Source organism: Croceimicrobium sp. (assembly GCF_965228705.1).
Lineage (GTDB): Bacteria > Bacteroidota > Bacteroidia > Flavobacteriales > Schleiferiaceae > Croceimicrobium.
In genome coordinates, this window is record NZ_OZ245832.1 from 745152 (window position 1) to 766069 (window position 20918).

Below are 20918 nucleotides of genomic sequence, written 5' to 3' on the forward strand. Positions count from 1 at the left end.
AGGGAAGAAAATAAGGCAAGCGATCCATATCACACCGCTACGACCGATTACCCTTGCTGCGTTCCCGCCCTGGGGGAGTTCATCAGGAGCTGGTTGTATGGGACTTGCCTTATGGCGACAAAATTAAGCTAAATCCTGCGAAGGAAAAAGCCTAGAGGGCGTATTATTCAATTATATTTGCTTTTCCTCAAAACCAAGTCTTATGAACAATCGTCGACAGATCATTTGGAATTACGGGTTAATGATGGGTTTATCCCTGGTACTGTTATATGGAGTACTTTATGCCTTAGGAGAATACAATCTTGGTGACCAGAACTCTAGCAATTGGGGCCAGATGTTTGTGAACTTTGGCATGGCTGTAGTTTTTCCACTTTTGGCCATGTTGAAATTAAAGTCTATTCAAAATGGCTATATCAAATTAGGGGCTGCATTTAGCTCTGGATGGCAAGTAATTCTGATTGCATCTATTATTGGTGGACTTTGGATTATCGTATATGCGATGTTCTTAGACCCTTCATATCAAGATAAGATTATTGAAGCGGCTTATGATGAATGGGCTAAGCAAGGCTTAGGGGATGATCAAATGGAACAAGCGGAATCCTTCACTCGTATGTTTACTTCGCCATTTATGATGGCAGGCATGGGGATTGTTTCGTCAGCTTTGATTGGAGCATTGATTTCACTGGTTTTAGGTTTAATCGTTCAGAAGCCAGACCCTTCTGATATTTAGAATACGATATCCCTCAATGGATTTATCTCTTGTCATTCCTCTTTTTAATGAGGATGAGTCACTTAAAGAATTATACAGCTGGATTTGCCGGATTGGGGAATCGGAAAAGCTGGATTTTGAGATCATCTTTGTTAATGATGGCTCTACCGATAAAAGTTTGGAAGTTATCCATGAGCTTGCCGCTAAGGACAAGCGCGTTCGTTTAATTTCTTTCCGTCGTAATCATGGTAAATCAGCCGGCCTTAATGTGGGCTTTGCAGCTGCCAGTGGCGATGTGGTAATTACCATGGATGCTGATCTTCAGGATAGTCCGGATGAAATTCCAGGCCTAATGAAAATGATTAGGGAAGAGGGCTTCGATCTGGTGAGTGGTTGGAAGAAGAAACGCTATGATCCAATTTCCAAAACCATCCCTACCAAATTCTACAACTGGGCTACCCGTCGTATCAGCAAGATTCACTTACACGATTTTAACTGTGGTCTCAAAGCTTACCGCAATGAAGTTGTAAAAGCAGTGAATGTGCAGGGTGAGATGCACCGCTATATTCCAGTATTGGCGAAAAATGCAGGTTTTACCAAAATTGGCGAGAAGGTAGTGCAGCATCAAGCTCGAAAATATGGTACTACCAAATTTGGCTTGAGCCGCTTTATTAATGGTCCCTTGGATCTTCTTACCCTGGCCTTCGTATCCAAATTCTCTAAGCGCCCCATGCACTTTTTTGGCTTGTATGGAACCTTGATGATGATCTTTGGTTTTTTAGCCGCTTTATTCATTGGGGTGGAGAAATTAGTGGCCTTGCAAATGGGAGAGAAGGCGCGCCTGGTAACTGATAATCCATTTTTCTATTTAGCCTTAGCCACGATGGTAATAGGTGTGCAATTATTTTTGGCGGGTTTTCTGGCCGAATTAATCATCCGCAACAGCAATAAACCGGTAGAATACACCATCGAAGAGCGTATCAATTTTGAATCTTGAGCTAAGCTTAATTATTCCCCTCTATAATCGTCCGGATGAAATCCGCGAACTGCTTGAAAGCCTTTGCTTGCAAAGTGATTCGGATTTTGAAGTGATTATTGTTGAAGACGGCTCCAGCCTGAAGAGCGATACTATTGTCGATTCCTTTAAGGATCGATTGAATTTAGCCTATTATTTTAAGCCCAATAGCGGTCCTGGTCAATCTCGGAATTATGGTGCCGAAAGGGCCAAAGGGAATTATTTCATTTTTCTGGATTCGGATTGTATTATCCCCCCTGATTATATCGAAGCTGTAAAAAGCTTTTTAAAGGAAAAGCCCGTAGATGCATTCGGTGGTCCGGATCGGGCGGATGCGAGTTTTAGTCCCATTCAGAAGGCCATTAATTACTCGATGACCGCACTCTTCACTACAGGCGGAATCAGAGGCGGAAAACACAGTGTGGAGAAATTTCATCCTCGCAGTTTTAATATGGGCTATACCAAAGAAGTTTTTGAGAGAACCGGTGGTTTTGCTCCTATGCGTTTTGGTGAGGATATCGATATGAGTATCCGAATGATGAAAGAGGGTTTTAGTACCGCCTTAATCCCTGATGCCTATGTTTACCATAAGCGACGCAGTACTTTTAGGCAGTTTTATAAGCAGGTGCATAATTCGGGGATCGCTCGTATTAACCTATTTAAGCGCCATCCAGAAAGCCTGAAGCTCTTACATTTCTTTCCAGCCAGCTTTAGCCTTTTTGTGATTTTTAGTCTCTTGCTTATGCCCTGGACTTTAATCCCACTAAGCTTTTTAGGCTTCTATTTTCTCTTGATATTTATGGATGCCTTTCGTCAAAATAAGAGCATCTACGTAGCTATCCTGGCGATGCTGGCTTCCTTTATCCAGCTCTTTTCCTATGGTTTAGGCTTTATCAAAGCATTTTACCGTCGATTGATTTTAGGAAAGGGGGAGTTTGCGGCTTTCGAAAAGAATTTCTACAAATAATCCTGGCGGATAAAGAGAACCGCTCCATTGTCATAGGTAGCTATCAGGCTATAGCCGGATTGTTCTTGTTCCAGTTTTTGAATAAAGCTGGCATCCTTTTCCTTCCAGAGGTAATAGGCATCATATTCCTTGTCCTGATAACCCTCTCTGCTTAAAGGTGCTAACCAGTCTAATTCTTCACTTTCGCGGTAGAAGTTCATAGCGGGTTCAAATAACCAATTGATTCCTAAAGTAAAGGATTCGGAATGGGAGGCTTTGCTTTCTTTTAAGTCAGCAATTGCATCTTTATGTGAAGCATCATAGGTCCATTCTACGGCTTCTTTAAAATTGAGGTATTGAAAATTAAGTGCGGAGCCAATTACCAATATCAGGCTTAAAGCCAGTTGGTAATGCTCACCGTGGCGATATCGGTTTAAGCGTTGAAACAGGAAAATAAAATAGGTGAGGAGCAAAGGAGCGTAAACCATTACGGTACGTCCAATGAGGTATTCGGTTCCCAAAATAAAATGTTGGGCAATTTGAGCACCGGCGGTGAAAAGTAGCCAGATTAGCAATTCGGAATAAAAGTACCAGCCAATTTGGCTTTCCTTTCGGAAATGATCCCAGGCGAAGAAGGCTGCACCAACCACCAGAGCAATGGCCGTAAAACCACTAATCCACAGCCCGATATCAAAATGTTGCTTATAGGTGAAAATCCAGGACAAACTGTGCATGCTACTTTCCCAGAAATTGGAATCACTGCCAAACAGGTCCCCGGAAATATTGCGAAGTGGTATGAAAATTAATAAGGCCAGGACACCTGTTACAATGCCAACCGGACGCCATAATACACCGAGACTTTTAGTTTGGTTTTTCCCTTCCGACCAATAAAGCAGAAGTATCAAGCCCACCAAGGCCACATAAAAATAGAGGAAAGTAAAATTGGCATAAACCGCAAAGGCCGCAAATAATAAGGTGCGCCAAATATGATGACCATTATTTAAGTCGCGATAGCAATACAAATGGTATATAGAGGCTAAGCTCAAGGCCATTCCCATACCATAGCCACGTGCCATGGCAAAGAAGTCAATAAAATAGAGTTGGAAGCAAAGTAAGAGGAAGGCTAAAATTTGAATTCCGGGGAATCGAAATTTACGGGCCAGCAAGGCAGCATAGCGGAAATAAATAATAGCGCCGATAACATTCGGGAGCCTTAAACTAAAATCACTTAATCCAAATATTTGAACACTCAATTTGGCTAAAAGGGTGTTTAGAATATGATTATTTGGAATGTGGGGAGGCTTGTAGAGAATGATTCCAGCCCAGGGTTGACGCACATAATGCAGATATGTATAGGCTTCATCGTGGGTGATGGGTACCCATAAGGCTCTGAAAATGACGATGCTAAAAAATACTGCACCGACAGCAAACATGAGCCAAAGAACATAAGGCTTGCGAATCTGTTTCCCCATGAATTAATTTTAGACAGCGCAAATTTATCGATAAGCATCGTTTATGCTTTGAAGCATCCCAATTAAAGCTAGTATTTTTGCACTATGAAGAATATAAGCTTGCTCTGCCTTATCCTTTTCCCCCTGATTATGCCAGGGCAGGAAAACCTTAGTCCTACTGATGCTCAAGGTCGTAGACATGGATTATGGCAAAAACTTCACGATAATGGAAAGCTTCGTTATCAGGGTCGATTCGACCATGGCACTCCGGTAGACACCTTTAAGTACTATTTCGAAAGTGGACAATTGCAAACGCTTAACGTCTTTAGAGGGAAGACTGGCAATTGTATGAGCTTTCAGTATGGTGAAGGAAAAATATTGGCGGCTCAAGGTTTGTATACAGATAAGCAGAAGGATAGTGTGTGGACTTATTTTAATCAGGAGGGAGATGTGATCGCCAGAATCAGCTTTAAAAAAGGAATTCAGGATGGACCAGCCTTAAAGTATCATGCCAACGGAAAGCCTGCTGAGAGCGTAGTTTATAAGAATGGAAAGAAATCTGGTCCCTGGGTACAGTATTATGAAAGCGGTCGTAAGATGTCGGAAGGGCAATATGTAAATGGCGAACTTGAGGGTGAGGTGACCTATTTTTATTCTAGTGGAAAGCCCCGTTCTCGTGGTCATTATCGGTCCGGTCTAATGGTTGGCACCTGGTATTTCTTTACCGAGGATTTAAAGTTGGATCATAAGGAGGTCTGGAAAAATGGAAGGAAGGTTGAGGATCCTAAAGAAAAAAATAAAGGAGGAGAGGCAAATTAAATGGCTCGAATAGTAGTAGGATTAAGTGGTGGAGTGGATAGTAGTGTGGCTGCTCATTTACTTCAAGAAGAAGGACATGAGGTAATAGCCTTGTTTATGCGGAATTGGCATGATGAGACGGTTACCATTCACGATGAATGCCCTTGGATAGAAGATAGTAATGATGCCATGTTAGTGGCGGAAAAACTGGGGATTCCTTTTCAGGTAATCGATTTGAGTGAGGAGTACAAGGAAAGGATTGTAGATTATATGTTTTCTGAATATGAGCATGGTCGTACCCCAAATCCGGATGTACTTTGTAACCGCGAAATTAAGTTTGATGTATTCCTGGAAAAGGCATTAAGCCTGGGGGCTGATTATGTAGCAACCGGTCATTATTGCAGGCGTGATGAAATGGAGGTGGATGGAAAAACGGTTTACCGCCTTTTATCTGGAGTTGATAACAACAAAGATCAAAGCTATTTCCTTTGTCAACTTAATCAGGAACAATTAAGTAAGGCCTTATTCCCCATTGGGCATTTACAGAAAAGTGAAGTGCGTAAAATAGCCACTGAACTAGATTTGGTAACGGCCGATAAAAAGGATTCCCAAGGATTGTGTTTCGTTGGGAAAGTACGTTTACCGGACTTTCTTCAGCAGCAACTTGCGCCTAAAAAAGGTCAGGTGATTGAAATTGCTGCGGAGACTGAAATTCCAAAGGATTATAGTCGTCTACCTGAACAAAATGAATGGTCGGAGAAAGCCGCACCTTTTGCTTTTAGTGCAGATTTGGGATCCGTAAAAGGGGAGCATAGTGGAGCGCACTATTTTACGATAGGTCAGCGTAAAGGCCTGGCCATTGGTGGTACACCTGAACCCTTATTTGTGATTGGTACTGATACGGAGCATAATTTAATTTATGCTGGTCAAGGAGAAGCCCATCCCGGATTGCGGAAGGAGGCATTATTTGTAGCGGCTGAAGATGTACACTGGTTAAGAGAAGATCTCGCATTAAAATCAGGAGAACAAGCACATTACAGCGCAAGAATTCGCTACCGGCAACCACTTTTTCCGGTAAACTTGCATGCAACGGATAAGGGATTGTACGTCTTATTTGAAGAAGCCCAAAAGGCTGTAACCCCCGGACAATTTGTAGCCTGGTATCAAGGTGAAGAATTGATTGGATCCGGCGTAATACAATTTTAAAGAATGAATCGAATTTTATTCCTGCTGCTGGCGGTTTTAAGCATGAGTCCTATAGCAGAGGCTCAGTCTTACAGAGTGTTTTTTACCGACAAAGGTTCTAGTGAGCATTTATTGGAACAGCCCGAAAAGTTTTTGAGTGAAGCTGCTTTGCTACGTCGAAGTATGCAAGGAATTGAAATTGATCGCAGTGATCTACCTGTAGCTCCTGAATATATCAAGCAAATTCAAAGAATGGGTGGAGCCGTTAAAGCACATTCACGCTGGTTGAATTATGCCTTTGTCGAAGGTTTAAGTGCGGAAGAATTGGAAGCCTTGACTTTTGTGAAGCGGCTGGAGTATCCTAAAAAGCACAGAAGCCAATTAGCGGGGACCCAAGCTCAGTTTGACTATGGATTAGGAACTACTCAGGTGGAACTATTAAATGGAGATGCTTTACATCAAGCAGGTTATACCGGAAAGGGTGTAACAATAGCTGTAATTGATGCGGGTTTTACCGGAGCCCTGCAGGCCGCTGTATTGGATAGCTTAAGACAAAGTGGTCGCCTAATGGGTTCTTGGAGTTTTATAAATGGTGATACCAATGTTTATACCGGTCAGGGTGGACATGGGGCTTCCGTGCTATCGGTAATGGCCGCTTTGGATACCGGCGTCTTTGTAGGAACTGCCCCTCATGCCAATTATTGGTTGCTTACCTCCGAAAATGTTAGTTCCGAAACCCCGGTGGAGATGGACCATTGGTTGATGGCTGCTGAATTTGCCGACAGTGTTGGGGCTCATGTTATCAATACTTCATTGGGTTACACAACTTTTGATGACTCAACCGATAGTTTCGATTACAGTGATATGGATGGTAATACCACCGTGGTGACCCGTGCAGCGGATTGGGCGGCATCGAAAGGAATTGTGGTTGTTGCCAGTGCCGGTAATGAAGGAGCTGGTTCCTGGCAGCGAATTGGAGCACCGGCAGATGGCGATAGTGTTTTGGCCGTTGGAGCCACAGATGGAATGGGGAATTATGTGAATTTCAGCAGTCGAGGTCCTTCTTACGATTGGCGCGTTAAGCCTGATGTATCGGCCATGGGAGCTGGAACCACATTAATAAATATTGTTGGCCAGGTGTCTAGTGGTTTTGGTACCAGTTTTTCATCACCATGTATAGCAGGAATGGCCGCTTGCCTGGTTCAGGCCAAGCCTAATGTGCACGGAGAGGAGATTGCCTGGAAAATTCGCCGTAGTGCTCATTTATTCAGCAGTCCGAATAATACATTGGGATATGGTATTCCCGATTTTGAATATGCCTTAAATATTGGATTGGAAGAAGTGTCTCCATCATTTGAAGCTCAGGTTTATCCTAACCCTGCTTCCAATAAGGTATACCTTCAGGGAGATTTTGGCCGAGGTCAAAAATTGAAATTATCAGTTCATAATCAAGCCGGTCAGCAGCTTTTGGCCGTAGAGCGTATTTGGGAGAATCAAATGGAAATACTGGATCTTTCTCATTTAAGTCCAGGAGTTTACTTCTTGAGCATCCATACTGATTCAATGTCTCATCAGCTTAAGCTTGTGAAGAAATGAAGAATAGAATAACGGAATTGTTTGGCATCGAAATTCCCATCATTCAAGCGGGAATGATTTGGTGCAGTGGCTGGGAATTAGCCAGTGCGGTATCCAATTCCGGAGCTTTAGGAATTATAGGAGCCGGATCTATGTATCCGGATATTCTGAGAACGCATATTCAGAAATGTAAAGCAGCAGTAGGAGATAAGCCCTTCGCGGTGAATGTGCCTATGCTTTATCCTCAGATTGAAGAATTAATGGCCATAATTGTTGAGGAGCAGGTACCCATAGTATTTACATCAGCAGGTAATCCTAAAACCTGGACCTCTCATTTAAAGGAGAAGGGCATTAAGGTGGTGCATGTAGTAAGCTCACTGAAATTTGCCTTAAAAGCTGAAGCAGCTGGCGTTGATGCGGTTGTTGCAGAGGGTTTTGAAGCCGGAGGACATAATGGTCGGGATGAAACGACCAGCTTGGTTTTATGGCCCATGGTGAGTCGAGCTTTGCAAATTCCAATGATAGCAGCTGGTGGTATTGCTAGTGGTCAGCAAATATTAGCTGCCTTTGCTTTAGGAGCCGAAGCGGTGCAAATTGGTTCTCGATTTGTAGCCAGCGAAGAAAGTTCAGCGCATCAGGCTTTTAAGCAGGCCGTAATTAATGCCGGTGAAGGAGATACCATGCTTACCTTAAAGGAACTGGCGCCTGTTCGTTTGATTAAAAACGAATTTTTTCAACAGGTTCAAAAGGCCTATATCAAAGGAACAACTAAAGAGGAGCTTCAACAAATCTTGGGAAGAGCTCGTGCAAAAAGAGGGATGTTCGAAGGCGATTTAATTGAGGGAGAGCTTGAAATAGGCCAGGTTAGTGGCATGATTAACAACTTAAAGCCGGCACAAGAAATTGTGAAAGAACTCTGGCAAGAATTCGAAAATCAAAAGCAAGCACTTCAAGAAATCTGAAGGTTCTAAATAGCAGAAACTAAGGTAAGTCAGGCATTTAATAAGTTATTCTTGCCAAGACATTCGTTATAGGATATATTTGAAACAAATATTTTCGAATGTCTAAGTTAAAATTGTGGTTTGTAGCCTTGTTGGCAACCGCATCATTTACCAGTCAAGCTTCGCATTTACTAGGTGGGGAGATCTACTGGGAATGTACACCCAGCGGACAGTATATTTTCACCTTAACTCTATATAGAGATTGTACAGGTATTTCTATTCCTACAGGAACTCAAACCTTAACGGGACCAGCTACCATTTCTTGTACTTATATTCCCGCACTTTCTGGTGATGTGTCTCCTGACTGTCCCAATACTGCCTTGGACTTACAATGCTCATCCAGTGACGATGGTGCCATCGAGAAAGGGGTGTATCGTAGTTCCCCAGTAAGTCTGAATGGTATCCCACCTGCAGGGGGCTGGGAGTTTGCTTGGACTTCTTGTTGTCGTCCTTCCTTAGAGAACACCAATGCCTCAGGCTATTACCTGCGTTCACGGATGTATCCTTATACTCCACCGGGTTCTAGTCAGCCCTTGAATACCAGCACCTGTTATGATAACAGTCCGGTATTTGCTCAAGATGCTAATGCGGTAACCTGCCCTAACTTCTTGTTTGAGTTTAACCACCTTCCTTCGGATAAGGATATTGATAGCCTGGTTTTTGATTGGGGACATCCCTGGGATGCTGCTAATAGCAATATTAACTTCAATACAGGTTATTCTCATACCGCTCCTTTCCCTGATGGAAGTGAAGATCCTAATAACGGACCTAATACCCTGGATCCATCTTCAGGAGAGATTACCGCATTAGCCAATAGTCCTAATGATGGCTGGTATGCTTCCTGCGTAGTAATTAAGGAATACCGTTGTAATCAGCTGATTGGAGAGGTATACCGAGATGTACCTTTGTATTATCTGGATGCCACGGATTGTCCAACCAATCCGAGTACTCCCTCGGCGGAGATCGATACAGCGATTTACCAAAATGTACAGCGTAGCGGTAATGTGTACCGCATTCGTACCTATCCTCAGGACACGGTTCAGTTTAGGGTAGTAGCGCGAGATTTAGATCAGTTTGCCAATGGTTCTTTCCAGCAGATTTGTATGAAAGCGGGTGGACTGCAATTGAACAGTAATAACTATGCCTCAAGCTCTGGCTGTAATGGAGCTGCACCTTGTGCGACTTTAACTTCCTTCAACTCTACTGGAACCTATTGTAGCGTAATCCAAAACACGGTTGAGTTCTTCTGGGTACCAGATTGCGTACACCTGAACTTTGGTGGTTGTGGAACGGCATCGAATACCTATTTCTTTACCGTTCGGATGGAGGATGATGGTTGTGCCGCGCCTAAAGTAGGTCTGGCAACGATCATTGTAGAAGTTATTGCGGGTGATCCCACTCCTCCAGGACTTAGTTGTACGGATGTTCAGCAAGATGGCTCGATCCGCTTGGGCTGGAGTCAGCCGGAACTGGATAGCGTTTTAGAGTTTAACTACTATCGTATTTATGGATCCTCCTCAGCAGGAGGTCCCTGGACAGTGGTAGATAGTATTCCTCACTATGATACATTGAGTACCATTGTACCTTCTCAGGGCAATGTAAGTTACTTCTATATGGAGATGAGTACGGGTCCATGTGACTTTATCTCCTTACCGAGTCAGGTAGTATCAACGATGACGATGACCATGACGGCCATTCCTCCGAATAGTCCTGAGATCGCTCAACTGAGTTGGACGCCTTTAAACGGAACGGGCTTAAATCCGATTCGTGGTAATATCTACGAAGTATGGGTAGAAGCCCCGGAAGGCAGCGGTAACTGGCAAAAGATCGGGGAGACCACCAATACCAGCTTTACTGATACAGTAAGTGTGTGTGATATGTTGGTGTCTTATCAGGTACGAGTACCGGATACGGTAGTCGGCTGTTATTCCGGCTCTACTCAAGATACCGGTCGCTTCCAGGATCGTACGAATGTGTCGAATGTTAGCCTGGGTCGGGTATTGGTAAATCAGAATAACAAAGCGATGGTAGAGTTTGAGTCTACCCAGTTTGAAGATATCGTAGAGTTTTATTTATTCTATAATGATCCGCAAAATGGCTGGGTGATTGTAGATACGATCGATGCAGGAACAGCGATGCCTTATGAATGGGCAGACTCGGATGCGGGTAGTCATTCAGAGCAGTTTAAGATCGTATCGGTAGACAGCTGCGGGAATCAGAGTGATGATTTAGCAGTAAGTCCCTACAATACGATTTACTTGCGCAATTATCTAAACAAATGTGAGGGCTATTCCCGCATTAGCTGGAATGCCTACAAAGAGTTCCCCAATGGGGTACATGAATACCGAGTATGGGTACAGATTACCGAGCCTGATGGCACCGTAATTCCTCCGACGATCTTATTCACAGCCAGTCCAACGGATACGAGCTTCCGTCAGAATGTGATTAAGAAGGATTATGAGTATTGCTATGTGATAGAAGCTCGAGATACGATCGCGAACTTAAGCTCTACTTCGAATACGGTATGTGTAGAGGCGGCAGTGCCTCAACAATCGGAGCAGTTGTACATCGCGAAGGTGACTAATGATCCGAGTCGTAACTCCTTAGACATTAGTATTTATATTGATGGTCAGGCGGATGTGCGCAGCTTCCAGATCCAAAGAGCACCCGAGTACTATGGTCCTTATCGTACGATAGCTACAGTAGGTAAGCCAACCGCACCTCCTTATATCATCTCTTTCCAGGACTTTGGTGTAGAGCCATCTAAGTTTAATTACTTCTACCGTGTAACGGCTACGGATAGTTGTGGTGGCTATGATACCATTAGTAATATCAGCTCCAATATGAAGCTGGATGTAAGAGCCGCTGAAGATGTAACCAATCGATTACGCTGGAATGCTTACTTCGGCTGGGGTGGCTATGTAGAGCGTTACGAGATATACCGCCGTCCAGCAGATGGCTTTAACTGGGAAAAGGTAGGCGAGAACATCACTATCAATGGTCGTCAGGATACCACCTGGATCGATTACGAGATTGCCGATTTAGTGAAGGCCGATCCAACAGCAGGGGAGTACTGCTATTATGTAAAAGCCATTGAAGGCGGTAATCCTCAGGGTATTGTCGACAATCAGGGGAACCCGATGACCGCGATATCCAATCAGTCCTGTGCTCAACAAGAGGCGAAGGTTTACTTAGCCACGGCTTTCCGTCCGGGAAGCTCGATAGGAGAGAACCAGACTTATGGTCCATCCATGCGTTTGAATGAGGTAGAGAACTACCACTTCTATATCATGAACCGTTGGGGTAAGAAGGTATTTGAGACCAATAATCCAGAGGAAAGATGGGATGGAAGTTATGAAGGAAATGATGCTCCCCAAGGTGTATATATCTACTATATTAAGTTCCAAACCCCTGGTGGGTCGGAACAAGAAGAACGCGGTAATTTAACACTGGTTCGATAGTTCAATAAGAAATTGAAACAAGAAGGCTTCCAATTTTGGGAGCCTTTCTTGTTTTTAGCGAATATGTCAGTTTATGTGCTTTAGTTTTTTGGAAGGCAACCTTTACTAATCCATCCTTCCACGTTAAATATTTGTAGGCTATTTTCGGAGGAAATTTTTCATGGGCATGAACTGGATCAAATCTATCCTCCTTACTGCAGTTGCATTATTGTTTGCAGGCAACTTACAAGCTTCGCATTTACTAGGTGGGGAGATCTACTGGGAATGTACGCCCAGTGGACAGTATATCTTTACCCTAACCTTGTATCGGGATTGTACCGGAGCACCTATCCCAACTGGTACTCAGTTTATTAGTGGCCCCGCTGGAAATATTGGTTGTACCTATATTCCCGCACTTTCGGGTGATGTGTCTCCTGACTGTCCCAATACTGCCTTGGACTTACAATGCTCATCCGGTGATGATGGTGCCATTGAGAAAGGGGTGTATCGTAGTTCCCCTGTAAGTTTGGCTGGTATTCCACCTGCCGGGGGCTGGGAGTTTAGCTGGACCTTATGTTGTCGTCCTTCCTTAGAGAACACCAATGCCAGTCAGTATTACTTACGTTCACGGATGTATCCTTATACTCCTCCGGGTTCTAGCCAGCCCTTGAATACCAGCACTTGTTACGATAACAGTCCGGTATTTGCTCAAGATGCTAATGCAGTAACCTGTCCTAACTTCTTGTTTGAGTTTAACCATCTTCCTTCGGATAAGGATATTGATAGTCTGGTTTTTGATTGGGGTACACCTCAAACTGGCGCAAACCAAAATATTGCATTTGATCCTGGTTATTCATCTACCGCTCCTTTCCCTGATGGAAGTGAAGATCCTAATAATGGACCTAATACCCTGGATCCATCTTCTGGAGAGATCACTGCATTGGCTAATAACCCTTCAGAAGGCTGGTATGCTTCCTGTGTAGTAATTAAAGAATACCGTTGTAATCAGCTGATTGGAGAGGTATACCGAGATGTACCTTTGTATTATCTGGATGCCACGGATTGTCCAACCAATCCGAGTACTCCCTCGGCGGAGATCGATACAGCGATTTACCAAAATGTACAGCGTAGCGGTAATGTGTACCGCATTCGTACCTATCCTCAGGACACGGTTCAGTTTAGGGTAGTAGCGCGAGATTTAGACCAGTTTGCCAATGGTTCTTTCCAGCAAATTTGTATGAAAGCGGGTGGACTGCAATTGAACAGTAATAACTATGCCTCAAGCTCTGGCTGTAATGGAGCTGCACCTTGTGCGACTTTAACTTCCTTCAACTCTACTGGAACCTATTGTAGCGTAATCCAAAACACGGTTGAGTTCTTCTGGGTACCAGATTGCGTACACCTGAACTTTGGTGGTTGTGGAACGGCATCGAATACTTATTTCTTCACTGTTCGGATGGAGGATGATGGTTGTGCCGCGCCTAAAGTAGGTCTGGCAACGATTATTGTAGAAGTAATTGCGGGTGATCCCACTCCTCCAGGACTTAGTTGTACGGATGTTCAGCAAGATGGCTCGATCCGCTTGGGCTGGAGTCAGCCGGAACTGGATAGCGTTTTAGAGTTTAATTACTATCGTATTTATGGATCCTCCTCTCCTGGAGGCCCCTGGACAGTGGTAGATAGTATTCCTCACTATGATACCTTGAGCACCGTCGTTGCGTCTCAAGGGAATGTGAGCTATTTCTATATGGAGATGAGTACGGGTCCATGTGACTTTATCTCCTTACCGAGTCAGGTAGTATCAACGATGACGATGACCATGACGGCCATTCCTCCGAATAGTCCTGAGATCGCTCAACTGAGTTGGACGCCTTTAAACGGAACGGGCTTAAATCCGATTCGTGGTAATATCTACGAAGTATGGGTAGAAGCCCCGGAAGGCAGCGGTAACTGGCAAAAGATCGGGGAGACCACCAATACCAGCTTTACTGATACAGTAAGTGTGTGTGATATGTTGGTGTCTTATCAGGTACGAGTACCGGATACGGTAGTCGGCTGTTATTCCGGCTCTACTCAAGATACCGGTCGCTTCCAGGATCGTACGAATGTGTCGAATGTTAGCCTGGGTCGGGTATTGGTAAATCAGAATAACAAAGCGATGGTAGAGTTTGAGTCTACCCAGTTTGAAGATATCGTAGAGTTTTATTTATTCTATAATGATCCGCAAAATGGCTGGGTGATTGTAGATACGATCGATGCAGGAACAGCGATGCCTTATGAATGGGCAGACTCGGATGCGGGTAGTCATTCAGAGCAGTTTAAGATCGTATCGGTAGACAGCTGCGGGAATCAGAGTGATGATTTAGCAGTAAGTCCCTACAATACGATTTACTTGCGCAATTATCTAAACAAATGTGAGGGCTATTCCCGCATTAGCTGGAATGCCTACAAAGAGTTCCCCAATGGGGTACATGAATACCGAGTATGGGTACAGATTACCGAGCCTGATGGCACCGTAATTCCTCCGACGATCTTATTCACAGCCAGTCCAACGGATACGAGCTTCCGTCAGAATGTGATTAAGAAGGATTATGAGTATTGCTATGTGATAGAAGCTCGAGATACGATCGCGAACTTAAGCTCTACTTCGAATACGGTATGTGTAGAGGCGGCAGTGCCTCAACAATCGGAGCAGTTGTACATCGCGAAGGTGACTAATGATCCGAGTCGTAACTCCTTAGACATTAGTATTTATATTGATGGTCAGGCGGATGTGCGCAGCTTCCAGATCCAAAGAGCACCCGAGTACTATGGTCCTTATCGTACGATAGCTACAGTAGGTAAGCCAACCGCACCTCCTTATATCATCTCTTTCCAGGACTTTGGTGTAGAGCCATCTAAGTTTAATTACTTCTACCGTGTAACGGCTACGGATAGTTGTGGTGGCTATGATACCATTAGTAATATCAGCTCCAATATGAAGCTGGATGTAAGAGCCGCTGAAGATGTAACCAATCGATTACGCTGGAATGCTTACTTCGGCTGGGGTGGCTATGTAGAGCGTTACGAGATATACCGCCGTCCAGCAGATGGCTTTAACTGGGAAAAGGTAGGCGAGAACATCACTATCAATGGTCGTCAGGATACCACCTGGATCGATTACGAGATTGCCGATTTAGTGAAGGCCGATCCAACAGCAGGGGAGTACTGCTATTATGTAAAAGCCATTGAAGGCGGTAATCCTCAGGGTATTGTCGACAATCAGGGGAACCCGATGACCGCGATATCCAATCAGTCCTGTGCTCAACAAGAGGCGAAGGTTTACTTAGCCACGGCTTTCCGTCCGGGAAGCTCGATAGGAGAGAACCAGACTTATGGTCCATCCATGCGTTTGAATGAGGTAGAGAACTACCACTTCTATATTATGAACCGTTGGGGTAAGAAGGTATTTGAGACCAATAATCCTGAGGAAAGATGGGATGGAAGTTATGAAGGAAATGATGCTCCCCAGGGTGTATATATCTACTATATTAAGTTCCAAACCCCTGGTGGATCGGAACAAGAAGAACGCGGTAATTTAACACTGGTTCGATAATATTTATTTAGTGCGAATAAATACTGAAATGGCTCGCCTTTGTGCGGGCTTTTTCTTTTTGGTAAAGCAGTGTAAAGGGATGGCCTTTAACAATTTCAAAAGGGGGCTACACTCATTGCCCCTATGAATATATATATAAGGCCTCTACTTTTAAGGAAAATTAATTCCCTATGAAACACCTGAAGCTAAGCCTAATTTTATTTCTAACTTTATTAATAAGTCCGCTTTCAGCGTCTCATTATTTAGGGGGAGAAATATATTGGGAATGTACCCCTGGCAGTCAGTATATCTTTACCCTAACCTTGTATCGGGATTGCACAGGGTCTCCTATTACAACAGGGCCTAAAACCATCGCAGGTCCTATAAATATCAACTGTAATTATGTAGCCAGTTTATCGGGTGATGTATCACCGCAATGCCCGAATTCAGCATTAGATCTAAATTGTGCCGATGGTGACCCGGGATCGATTGAAAAATTTGTGTTTCGCAGTAATCCAGTTTCTTTAAACGGCGTGCCACCGGCTGCGGGTTGGGAATTTAGCTGGACCGGCTTTGCACGTCCAACTCTGCAAAATGCGGGCGGTAATACCGGTTATTATTTGCGTTCAAAAATGTTTCCTTATACAGATCCAAATTTGGGGACTTTAAATACTAGTACCTGTTATGATAATAGTCCTGTATTTGCCCAGGATGCCAATGCGGTAACTTGCCCTAACTTCTTGTTTGAGTTTAACCACCTTCCTTCGGATAAGGATATTGATAGCCTGGTTTTTGATTGGGCTATGCCTAAATTGGGTGCGAACCAAAATATTGCATTTAATAATGGCTATGGTTCCACAGCTCCCTTTCCAGATGTAAGTGAAGATCCCAATAATGGCCCCAATACTTTAGATCGTTTTTCTGGGGAGATTACCACTTTGGCAAATAATCCCAATGAAGGTTGGTACGCCTCATGTGTGGTTATTCGAGAGTATCGTTGTAACCAATTGATTGGTGAAGTATATCGCGATGTTCCGGTATATTATCTCGATGATGGAGATTGCCCTACTAATCCCAGTACTCCCTCCGCGGAGATAGATACCGCGCTTTACCCCAATGTTAGTCGTAGTGGTAACATTTATCGAATTCGCACTTACCCTAAGGATACCGTTCAGTTTAGGGTAGTTGCTCGGGATTTAGACCAGTTTGGAAATGGCTCTTTCCAACAAATCTGTATGAAAGCAGGTGGACTGCAATTGAACAGTAATAATTACGCCTCAAATACCGGTTGTAATGGTGCTGCGCCTTGTGCTACTTTAACTTCTTTCAATTCAACGGGAACCTATTGTAGTGTAATCCAAAACACGGTTGAGTTCTTCTGGGTACCGGATTGTGTGCACCTGAACTTTGGTGGTTGTGGAACGGCATCGAATACCTATTTCTTTACCGTTCGGATGGAGGATGATGGCTGTGCGGCCCCTAAAGTAGGGCTGGCGACTATTATTGTCGATGTAATTGCAGGAGATCCTACACCGCCAGATTTAAGTTGCTCCGATGTGCAAGTGGATGGCTCAATCAAACTAAGTTGGAAACAACCAGAATTGGATAGCGTACTTGAATTTAACTATTACCGTATTTACGGAGCATCATCACCCGGGGGGCCATTTACGGTGGTAGATAGTATACCGCATTTTGATACCCTCACTACCATTGTTCCTTCACAAGGGAATAATAGCTACTTCTTCATGGAAATGAGTACGGGTCCTTGTGACTTCATCTCTAAACCCAGTGATATTATTAGTCCAATGGAATTAACCTTAACGCCAATTCCCCCTAACAGTCCGGAATACGCTCAATTGAACTGGACAGCACATAATGGCAGTGGCTTAAATCCCTTACGAGGAAATATCTATCAAATTTGGAAGGAAGCCCCTGCAGGAAGCGGTGATTGGATCAAAGTAGACTCCACCACCAGTCTTGATTATATCGATACGGTTAGTGTCTGCGATATGCTGGTTAACTATCAAATTAGAGTACCAGATACCGTTGTTGATTGCTATTCAGGCTCTAGCCAGGATACCGGGCGCTTCCAGGATTTAACCAATGTGGAGGATGTGGAATTAGCACGCGTGTATGTTAATGAGGATAATAAAGCAGCGGTAGAGTTCGATTCAGACTCCATAAAGGATATCGTAGAGTTCTATTTGCTTTTTAATGATCCTTTAAATGGATGGGTAATCGTGGATACCATACCGGCTGATGAACCAATGCCTTATGTTTGGGATGGCTCAGCAGCTGATACCCGCTCGGAGCAGTTCAAAATACTATCGGTGGATAGTTGTGAAAATGCCAGCGATGATTTAGCGGTGAGTACCTTCAATACCGTTTATGCCCGTAATTATCTGAATAAATGTGAGGGTTATTCTCGCATTAGCTGGAATGCCTATAAAGAGTTCCCTAATGGGGTGCATGAATATCGGGTTTGGGTTCAAATTACGGAGGACGATGGTACCCAATTACCCCCAAGCATTTATTTCACAGCCAGTCCAATGGATACCAGTTTCCGTCAGAATGAGCTGAAGAAAGACTATATCTACTGTTATGTGATTGAAGCGCGTGATACTATTGCCGATTTAAGTTCAACTTCAAATTCGGTTTGCGTAGAAGCCGCGGTTCCACAACAATCTGAGCAATTGTATATTTCTAAAGTAACCAATGACTTTAGTCGCAATGCCCTGGATGTGAGTGTATATGTCGACGGAGATGCCGATGTGCGTAGTTTCCAGGTTCAAAGAGCACCACAGTTCTATGGGCCTTATGAAACCATTGCCACCATGGGAAAACCTCAGGCTCCACCTTATATCCTTTCATTTCAGGATTTTGGAGTGGAACCCAATGAATTCAACTATTATTATCGCTTAACCGCCATTGACAGCTGTGGCGGATATGATACCATTAGCAATATCTCAACCAACCTTAAATTAAAAGTAACTGCAGCTGAGGATGTGACCAATCGTTTAAGTTGGAATACCTATATCGGTTGGGATGGTTATGTAGAACGTTATGAGATTTACCGTCGACCAGGAGATGGCTTCAACTGGAAGAAAGTTGGAGAGAACATCACTGTAGATGGTCGTGAAGATACCACTTGGATTGATTACGAGATTGCAGATTTGGTTGAAGCAAATCCTATCGAGGCTGGTTCTTATTGCTATTATGTAAAAGCCATTGAAGGCGGTAATCCCCAGGGAATCGTTGATAATCAAGGAAATCCTATGAGTGCATTATCCAATCAAGCTTGTTCTCAGCAAAATGCCAAAGTGTACATGGCTACTGCATTCCGTCCGGGAAGTACGATTTCCGAGAATCAAACTTATGGTCCCTCCATGCGCTTAAATGATGTGGATAACTATCACTTCTACATCATGAATCGTTGGGGAAAGAAAGTTTTTGAAACCAATGATCCTGATGATCGCTGGGATGGTACCTATGAAGGTAACCAGGTCCCTCAAGGGGTTTATGTGAGCTATTTAAAGTTCCAAACCGTGGGTGATCAGGAAGTTGAGGAACGTCAATCTTTTACCCTTATCCGCTAGAAAGGTTAAGGCGATTTCAAGTAGCCTCTCCCGAAAGGGAGGGGCTTTTTTATTTTAAGATAAGCTTAAACAATAAGCTCATATTGCTAGCGCTAGGTCTACTATTAATTGCTAAATTTGCGCGCAATTTAATTCTAATTGCACCGCTCTATGTCAACTTTCAGTGATAAAATCATGGGTGAAGGTTTAACCTATGATGATGTACTTCTCGTACCGGCCTATTCTCAAGTGTTACCACGCGAAGTTGATCTTTCCAGCAAATTCACGCGTAATATCAGTTTAAAGACTCCCATCATCTCAGCGGCGATGGACACTGTAACCGAAGCTACCATGGCTATTGCAATTGCGCAAGATGGAGGTATCGGAGTATTGCATAAAAACATGACCATCGAGCAACAGGCGGTGGAAGTGCGTAATGTTAAACGTGCCGAAAGTGGAATGATCCTCGATCCGGTAACTTTACATGAAACAGCCCTGGTGAGCGATGCCAAGAAAATGATGGCCGATTACCGAATTGGTGGTATCCCCATTGTTAATGATCACAAGAAGTTGATCGGTATTATCACTAACCGCGATTTGCGCTTCGAAAAGAATGATATGCGTCCTTTGGCGGAAATCATGACTAAAGATGGATTGGTAACTACCTTCGAAAATACCAGCCTTTCTGAAGCAGAAGTGATTCTGCAAAAGCATAAAATTGAAAAATTACCGGTAGTCGATAAGGATAATCACCTAATTGGATTGATTACCTATCGTGATATTACCAAATCTCATATTAAGCCTAATGCCAATAAAGACGACTATGGACGTTTGCGCGTAGCTGCGGCAGTAGGAGTTACCCCGGATGTATTAGATCGCGTTACCGCTTTAGTAGAGTCTAATGTGGATGCCATTATTATTGATACAGCCCATGGCCATAGTGCCGGGGTGGTAAAAGCCTTAGAAGCGGTAAAAGCTAAATTCCCTAAACTGGATGTAGTGGTAGGTAATGTGGCTACGGCCTCAGCGGCTCGCTACTTAGCGGATGCCGGTGCCGATGCCATTAAAGTAGGTATCGGTCCAGGTTCTATTTGTACTACCCGTGTAGTGGCAGGAGTAGGGGTGCCACAGCTTACTGCGGTAATGGAAGCACGTAAAGGTTTGGAAGGTACTGATGTTCCTCTCATTGCGGATGGTGGTATTCGCTTTACTGGCGATATCGTAAAAGCCATTGCCGCAGGTGCTGATACTGTAATGTTAGGTTCTCTTTTAGCCGGAACAAAAGAAGCTCCGGGTGAAACCATTATCTACGAAGGTCGTCGTTACAAGACTTACCGTGGAATGGGCTCCATCGAAGCCATGCAGCAAGGGTCCAAGGATCGCTATTTCCAGGATGTGGAAGACGACATTAAGAAATTAGTACCAGAAGGAATTGTAGGTCGGGTGGCCTATAAAGGTGAAGTAGGTGAAGTGATGTATCAATTTATCGGTGGTTTGCGCGCTGGAATGGGATATTGTGGCGCTGCAGACATTGCTACTTTACAAAAAAATGGCACCTTCGTGCGAATTACGGCCGCCGGCGTACATGAAAGTCATCCACACGATGTGCATATTACCCGCGAATCACCAAACTATAGCCGTAAATAAAC

General features: G+C 43.9%; 12 protein-coding genes and 1 other RNA gene. 11 read left to right on the forward strand and 2 right to left on the reverse strand.

Annotation, left to right across the window (positions count from 1 at the left end):
* Positions 1-10: 10 nt before the first annotated feature.
* Positions 11-110, reverse strand: an RNA gene (ffs, locus tag ACO05P_RS03245) — signal recognition particle sRNA small type.
* A gap of 92 nt (positions 111-202) precedes the next feature.
* On the opposite strand from ffs, the gene ACO05P_RS03250 reads away from it, so the two are divergent.
* From ACO05P_RS03250 to ACO05P_RS03260, 3 genes are read left to right on the forward strand one after another with little or no spacing between them, the layout of a single operon-like run.
* Positions 203-730, forward strand: a complete 528-nt coding sequence (locus tag ACO05P_RS03250) for a DUF4199 domain-containing protein (protein WP_421753352.1) — start codon at positions 203-205, stop codon at positions 728-730.
* A gap of 16 nt (positions 731-746) precedes the next feature.
* The gene (locus ACO05P_RS03255) at positions 747-1706 is read left to right on the forward strand and encodes a glycosyltransferase family 2 protein (RefSeq protein ID WP_421753353.1); all 960 of its coding nucleotides are present in this window, start codon (positions 747-749) and stop codon (positions 1704-1706) included.
* Positions 1696-2691, forward strand: a complete 996-nt coding sequence (locus tag ACO05P_RS03260) for a glycosyltransferase (RefSeq protein WP_421753354.1) — start codon at positions 1696-1698, stop codon at positions 2689-2691. The genes ACO05P_RS03255 and ACO05P_RS03260 overlap by 11 nt, the downstream gene beginning before the upstream one ends.
* Here the strand turns inward: ACO05P_RS03260 and ACO05P_RS03265 are convergent.
* Positions 2682-4142, reverse strand: a complete 1461-nt coding sequence (locus tag ACO05P_RS03265) for an ArnT family glycosyltransferase (RefSeq protein WP_421753355.1) — start codon at positions 4140-4142, stop codon at positions 2682-2684. The two genes, ACO05P_RS03260 and ACO05P_RS03265, sit on opposite strands and share 10 nt — an antisense overlap.
* A gap of 84 nt (positions 4143-4226) precedes the next feature.
* Here ACO05P_RS03265 and ACO05P_RS03270 point away from each other — a divergent pair, with 84 nt between their 5' ends.
* The 8 genes from ACO05P_RS03270 to guaB all read left to right on the forward strand — a co-directional run bounded on the left by ACO05P_RS03270 (position 4227) and on the right by guaB (position 20916).
* Positions 4227-4940 carry a toxin-antitoxin system YwqK family antitoxin gene (locus ACO05P_RS03270; protein ID WP_421753356.1) on the forward strand — a complete coding sequence of 238 codons (714 nt, stop codon included), beginning with the start codon at positions 4227-4229 and terminating at the stop codon, positions 4938-4940.
* Positions 4941-6125 (forward strand): tRNA 2-thiouridine(34) synthase MnmA, encoded by a 1185-nt coding sequence (gene mnmA / locus ACO05P_RS03275; RefSeq protein ID WP_421753357.1) that lies wholly within the window; start codon positions 4941-4943, stop codon positions 6123-6125.
* A gap of 3 nt (positions 6126-6128) precedes the next feature.
* Entirely contained in the window at positions 6129-7700 is a 1572-nt protein-coding gene (locus ACO05P_RS03280; protein ID WP_421753358.1) for a S8/S53 family peptidase, read from the forward strand.
* Positions 7697-8641: an NAD(P)H-dependent flavin oxidoreductase gene (locus ACO05P_RS03285; protein ID WP_421753359.1), complete on the forward strand. Its 945-nt coding sequence runs from the start codon at positions 7697-7699 to the stop codon at positions 8639-8641. The genes ACO05P_RS03280 and ACO05P_RS03285 overlap by 4 nt, the downstream gene beginning before the upstream one ends.
* 98 nt (positions 8642-8739) lie before the next feature.
* Positions 8740-12141 (forward strand): gliding motility-associated C-terminal domain-containing protein, encoded by a 3402-nt coding sequence (locus ACO05P_RS03290; RefSeq protein ID WP_421753360.1) that lies wholly within the window; start codon positions 8740-8742, stop codon positions 12139-12141.
* Between the two features lie 166 nt (positions 12142-12307).
* Positions 12308-15715, forward strand: a complete 3408-nt coding sequence (locus ACO05P_RS03295; protein WP_421753361.1) for a gliding motility-associated C-terminal domain-containing protein — start codon at positions 12308-12310, stop codon at positions 15713-15715.
* Positions 15716-15885: 170 nt separating this feature from the next.
* Entirely contained in the window at positions 15886-19290 is a 3405-nt protein-coding gene (locus tag ACO05P_RS03300) for a gliding motility-associated C-terminal domain-containing protein (RefSeq protein WP_421753362.1), read from the forward strand.
* A 150-nt stretch (positions 19291-19440) separates the two neighbouring features.
* Positions 19441-20916 (forward strand): IMP dehydrogenase, encoded by a 1476-nt coding sequence (gene guaB / locus ACO05P_RS03305; protein ID WP_421753363.1) that lies wholly within the window; start codon positions 19441-19443, stop codon positions 20914-20916.
* Positions 20917-20918: the final 2 nt, after the last annotated feature.

Bases quoted from the DNA above. Each gene is read 5' to 3' on its own strand.
- ACO05P_RS03300 (WP_421753362.1), top strand. From the start codon at position 15,886: ATGAAACACCTGAAGCTAAGCCTAATTTTATTTCTAACTTTATTAATA.
- mnmA (WP_421753357.1), top strand. From the start codon at position 4,941: ATGGCTCGAATAGTAGTAGGATTAAGTGGTGGAGTGGATAGTAGTGTG.
- ACO05P_RS03285 (WP_421753359.1), top strand. From the start codon at position 7,697: ATGAAGAATAGAATAACGGAATTGTTTGGCATCGAAATTCCCATCATT.
- ACO05P_RS03255 (WP_421753353.1), top strand. From the start codon at position 747: ATGGATTTATCTCTTGTCATTCCTCTTTTTAATGAGGATGAGTCACTT.
- ACO05P_RS03270 (WP_421753356.1), top strand. From the start codon at position 4,227: ATGAAGAATATAAGCTTGCTCTGCCTTATCCTTTTCCCCCTGATTATG.
- ACO05P_RS03290 (WP_421753360.1), top strand. From the start codon at position 8,740: ATGTCTAAGTTAAAATTGTGGTTTGTAGCCTTGTTGGCAACCGCATCA.
- ACO05P_RS03280 (WP_421753358.1), top strand. From the start codon at position 6,129: ATGAATCGAATTTTATTCCTGCTGCTGGCGGTTTTAAGCATGAGTCCT.
- ACO05P_RS03250 (WP_421753352.1), top strand. From the start codon at position 203: ATGAACAATCGTCGACAGATCATTTGGAATTACGGGTTAATGATGGGT.
- ACO05P_RS03295 (WP_421753361.1), top strand. From the start codon at position 12,308: ATGAACTGGATCAAATCTATCCTCCTTACTGCAGTTGCATTATTGTTT.
- ACO05P_RS03265 (WP_421753355.1), bottom strand. From the start codon at position 4,142: ATGGGGAAACAGATTCGCAAGCCTTATGTTCTTTGGCTCATGTTTGCT.
- guaB (WP_421753363.1), top strand. From the start codon at position 19,441: ATGTCAACTTTCAGTGATAAAATCATGGGTGAAGGTTTAACCTATGAT.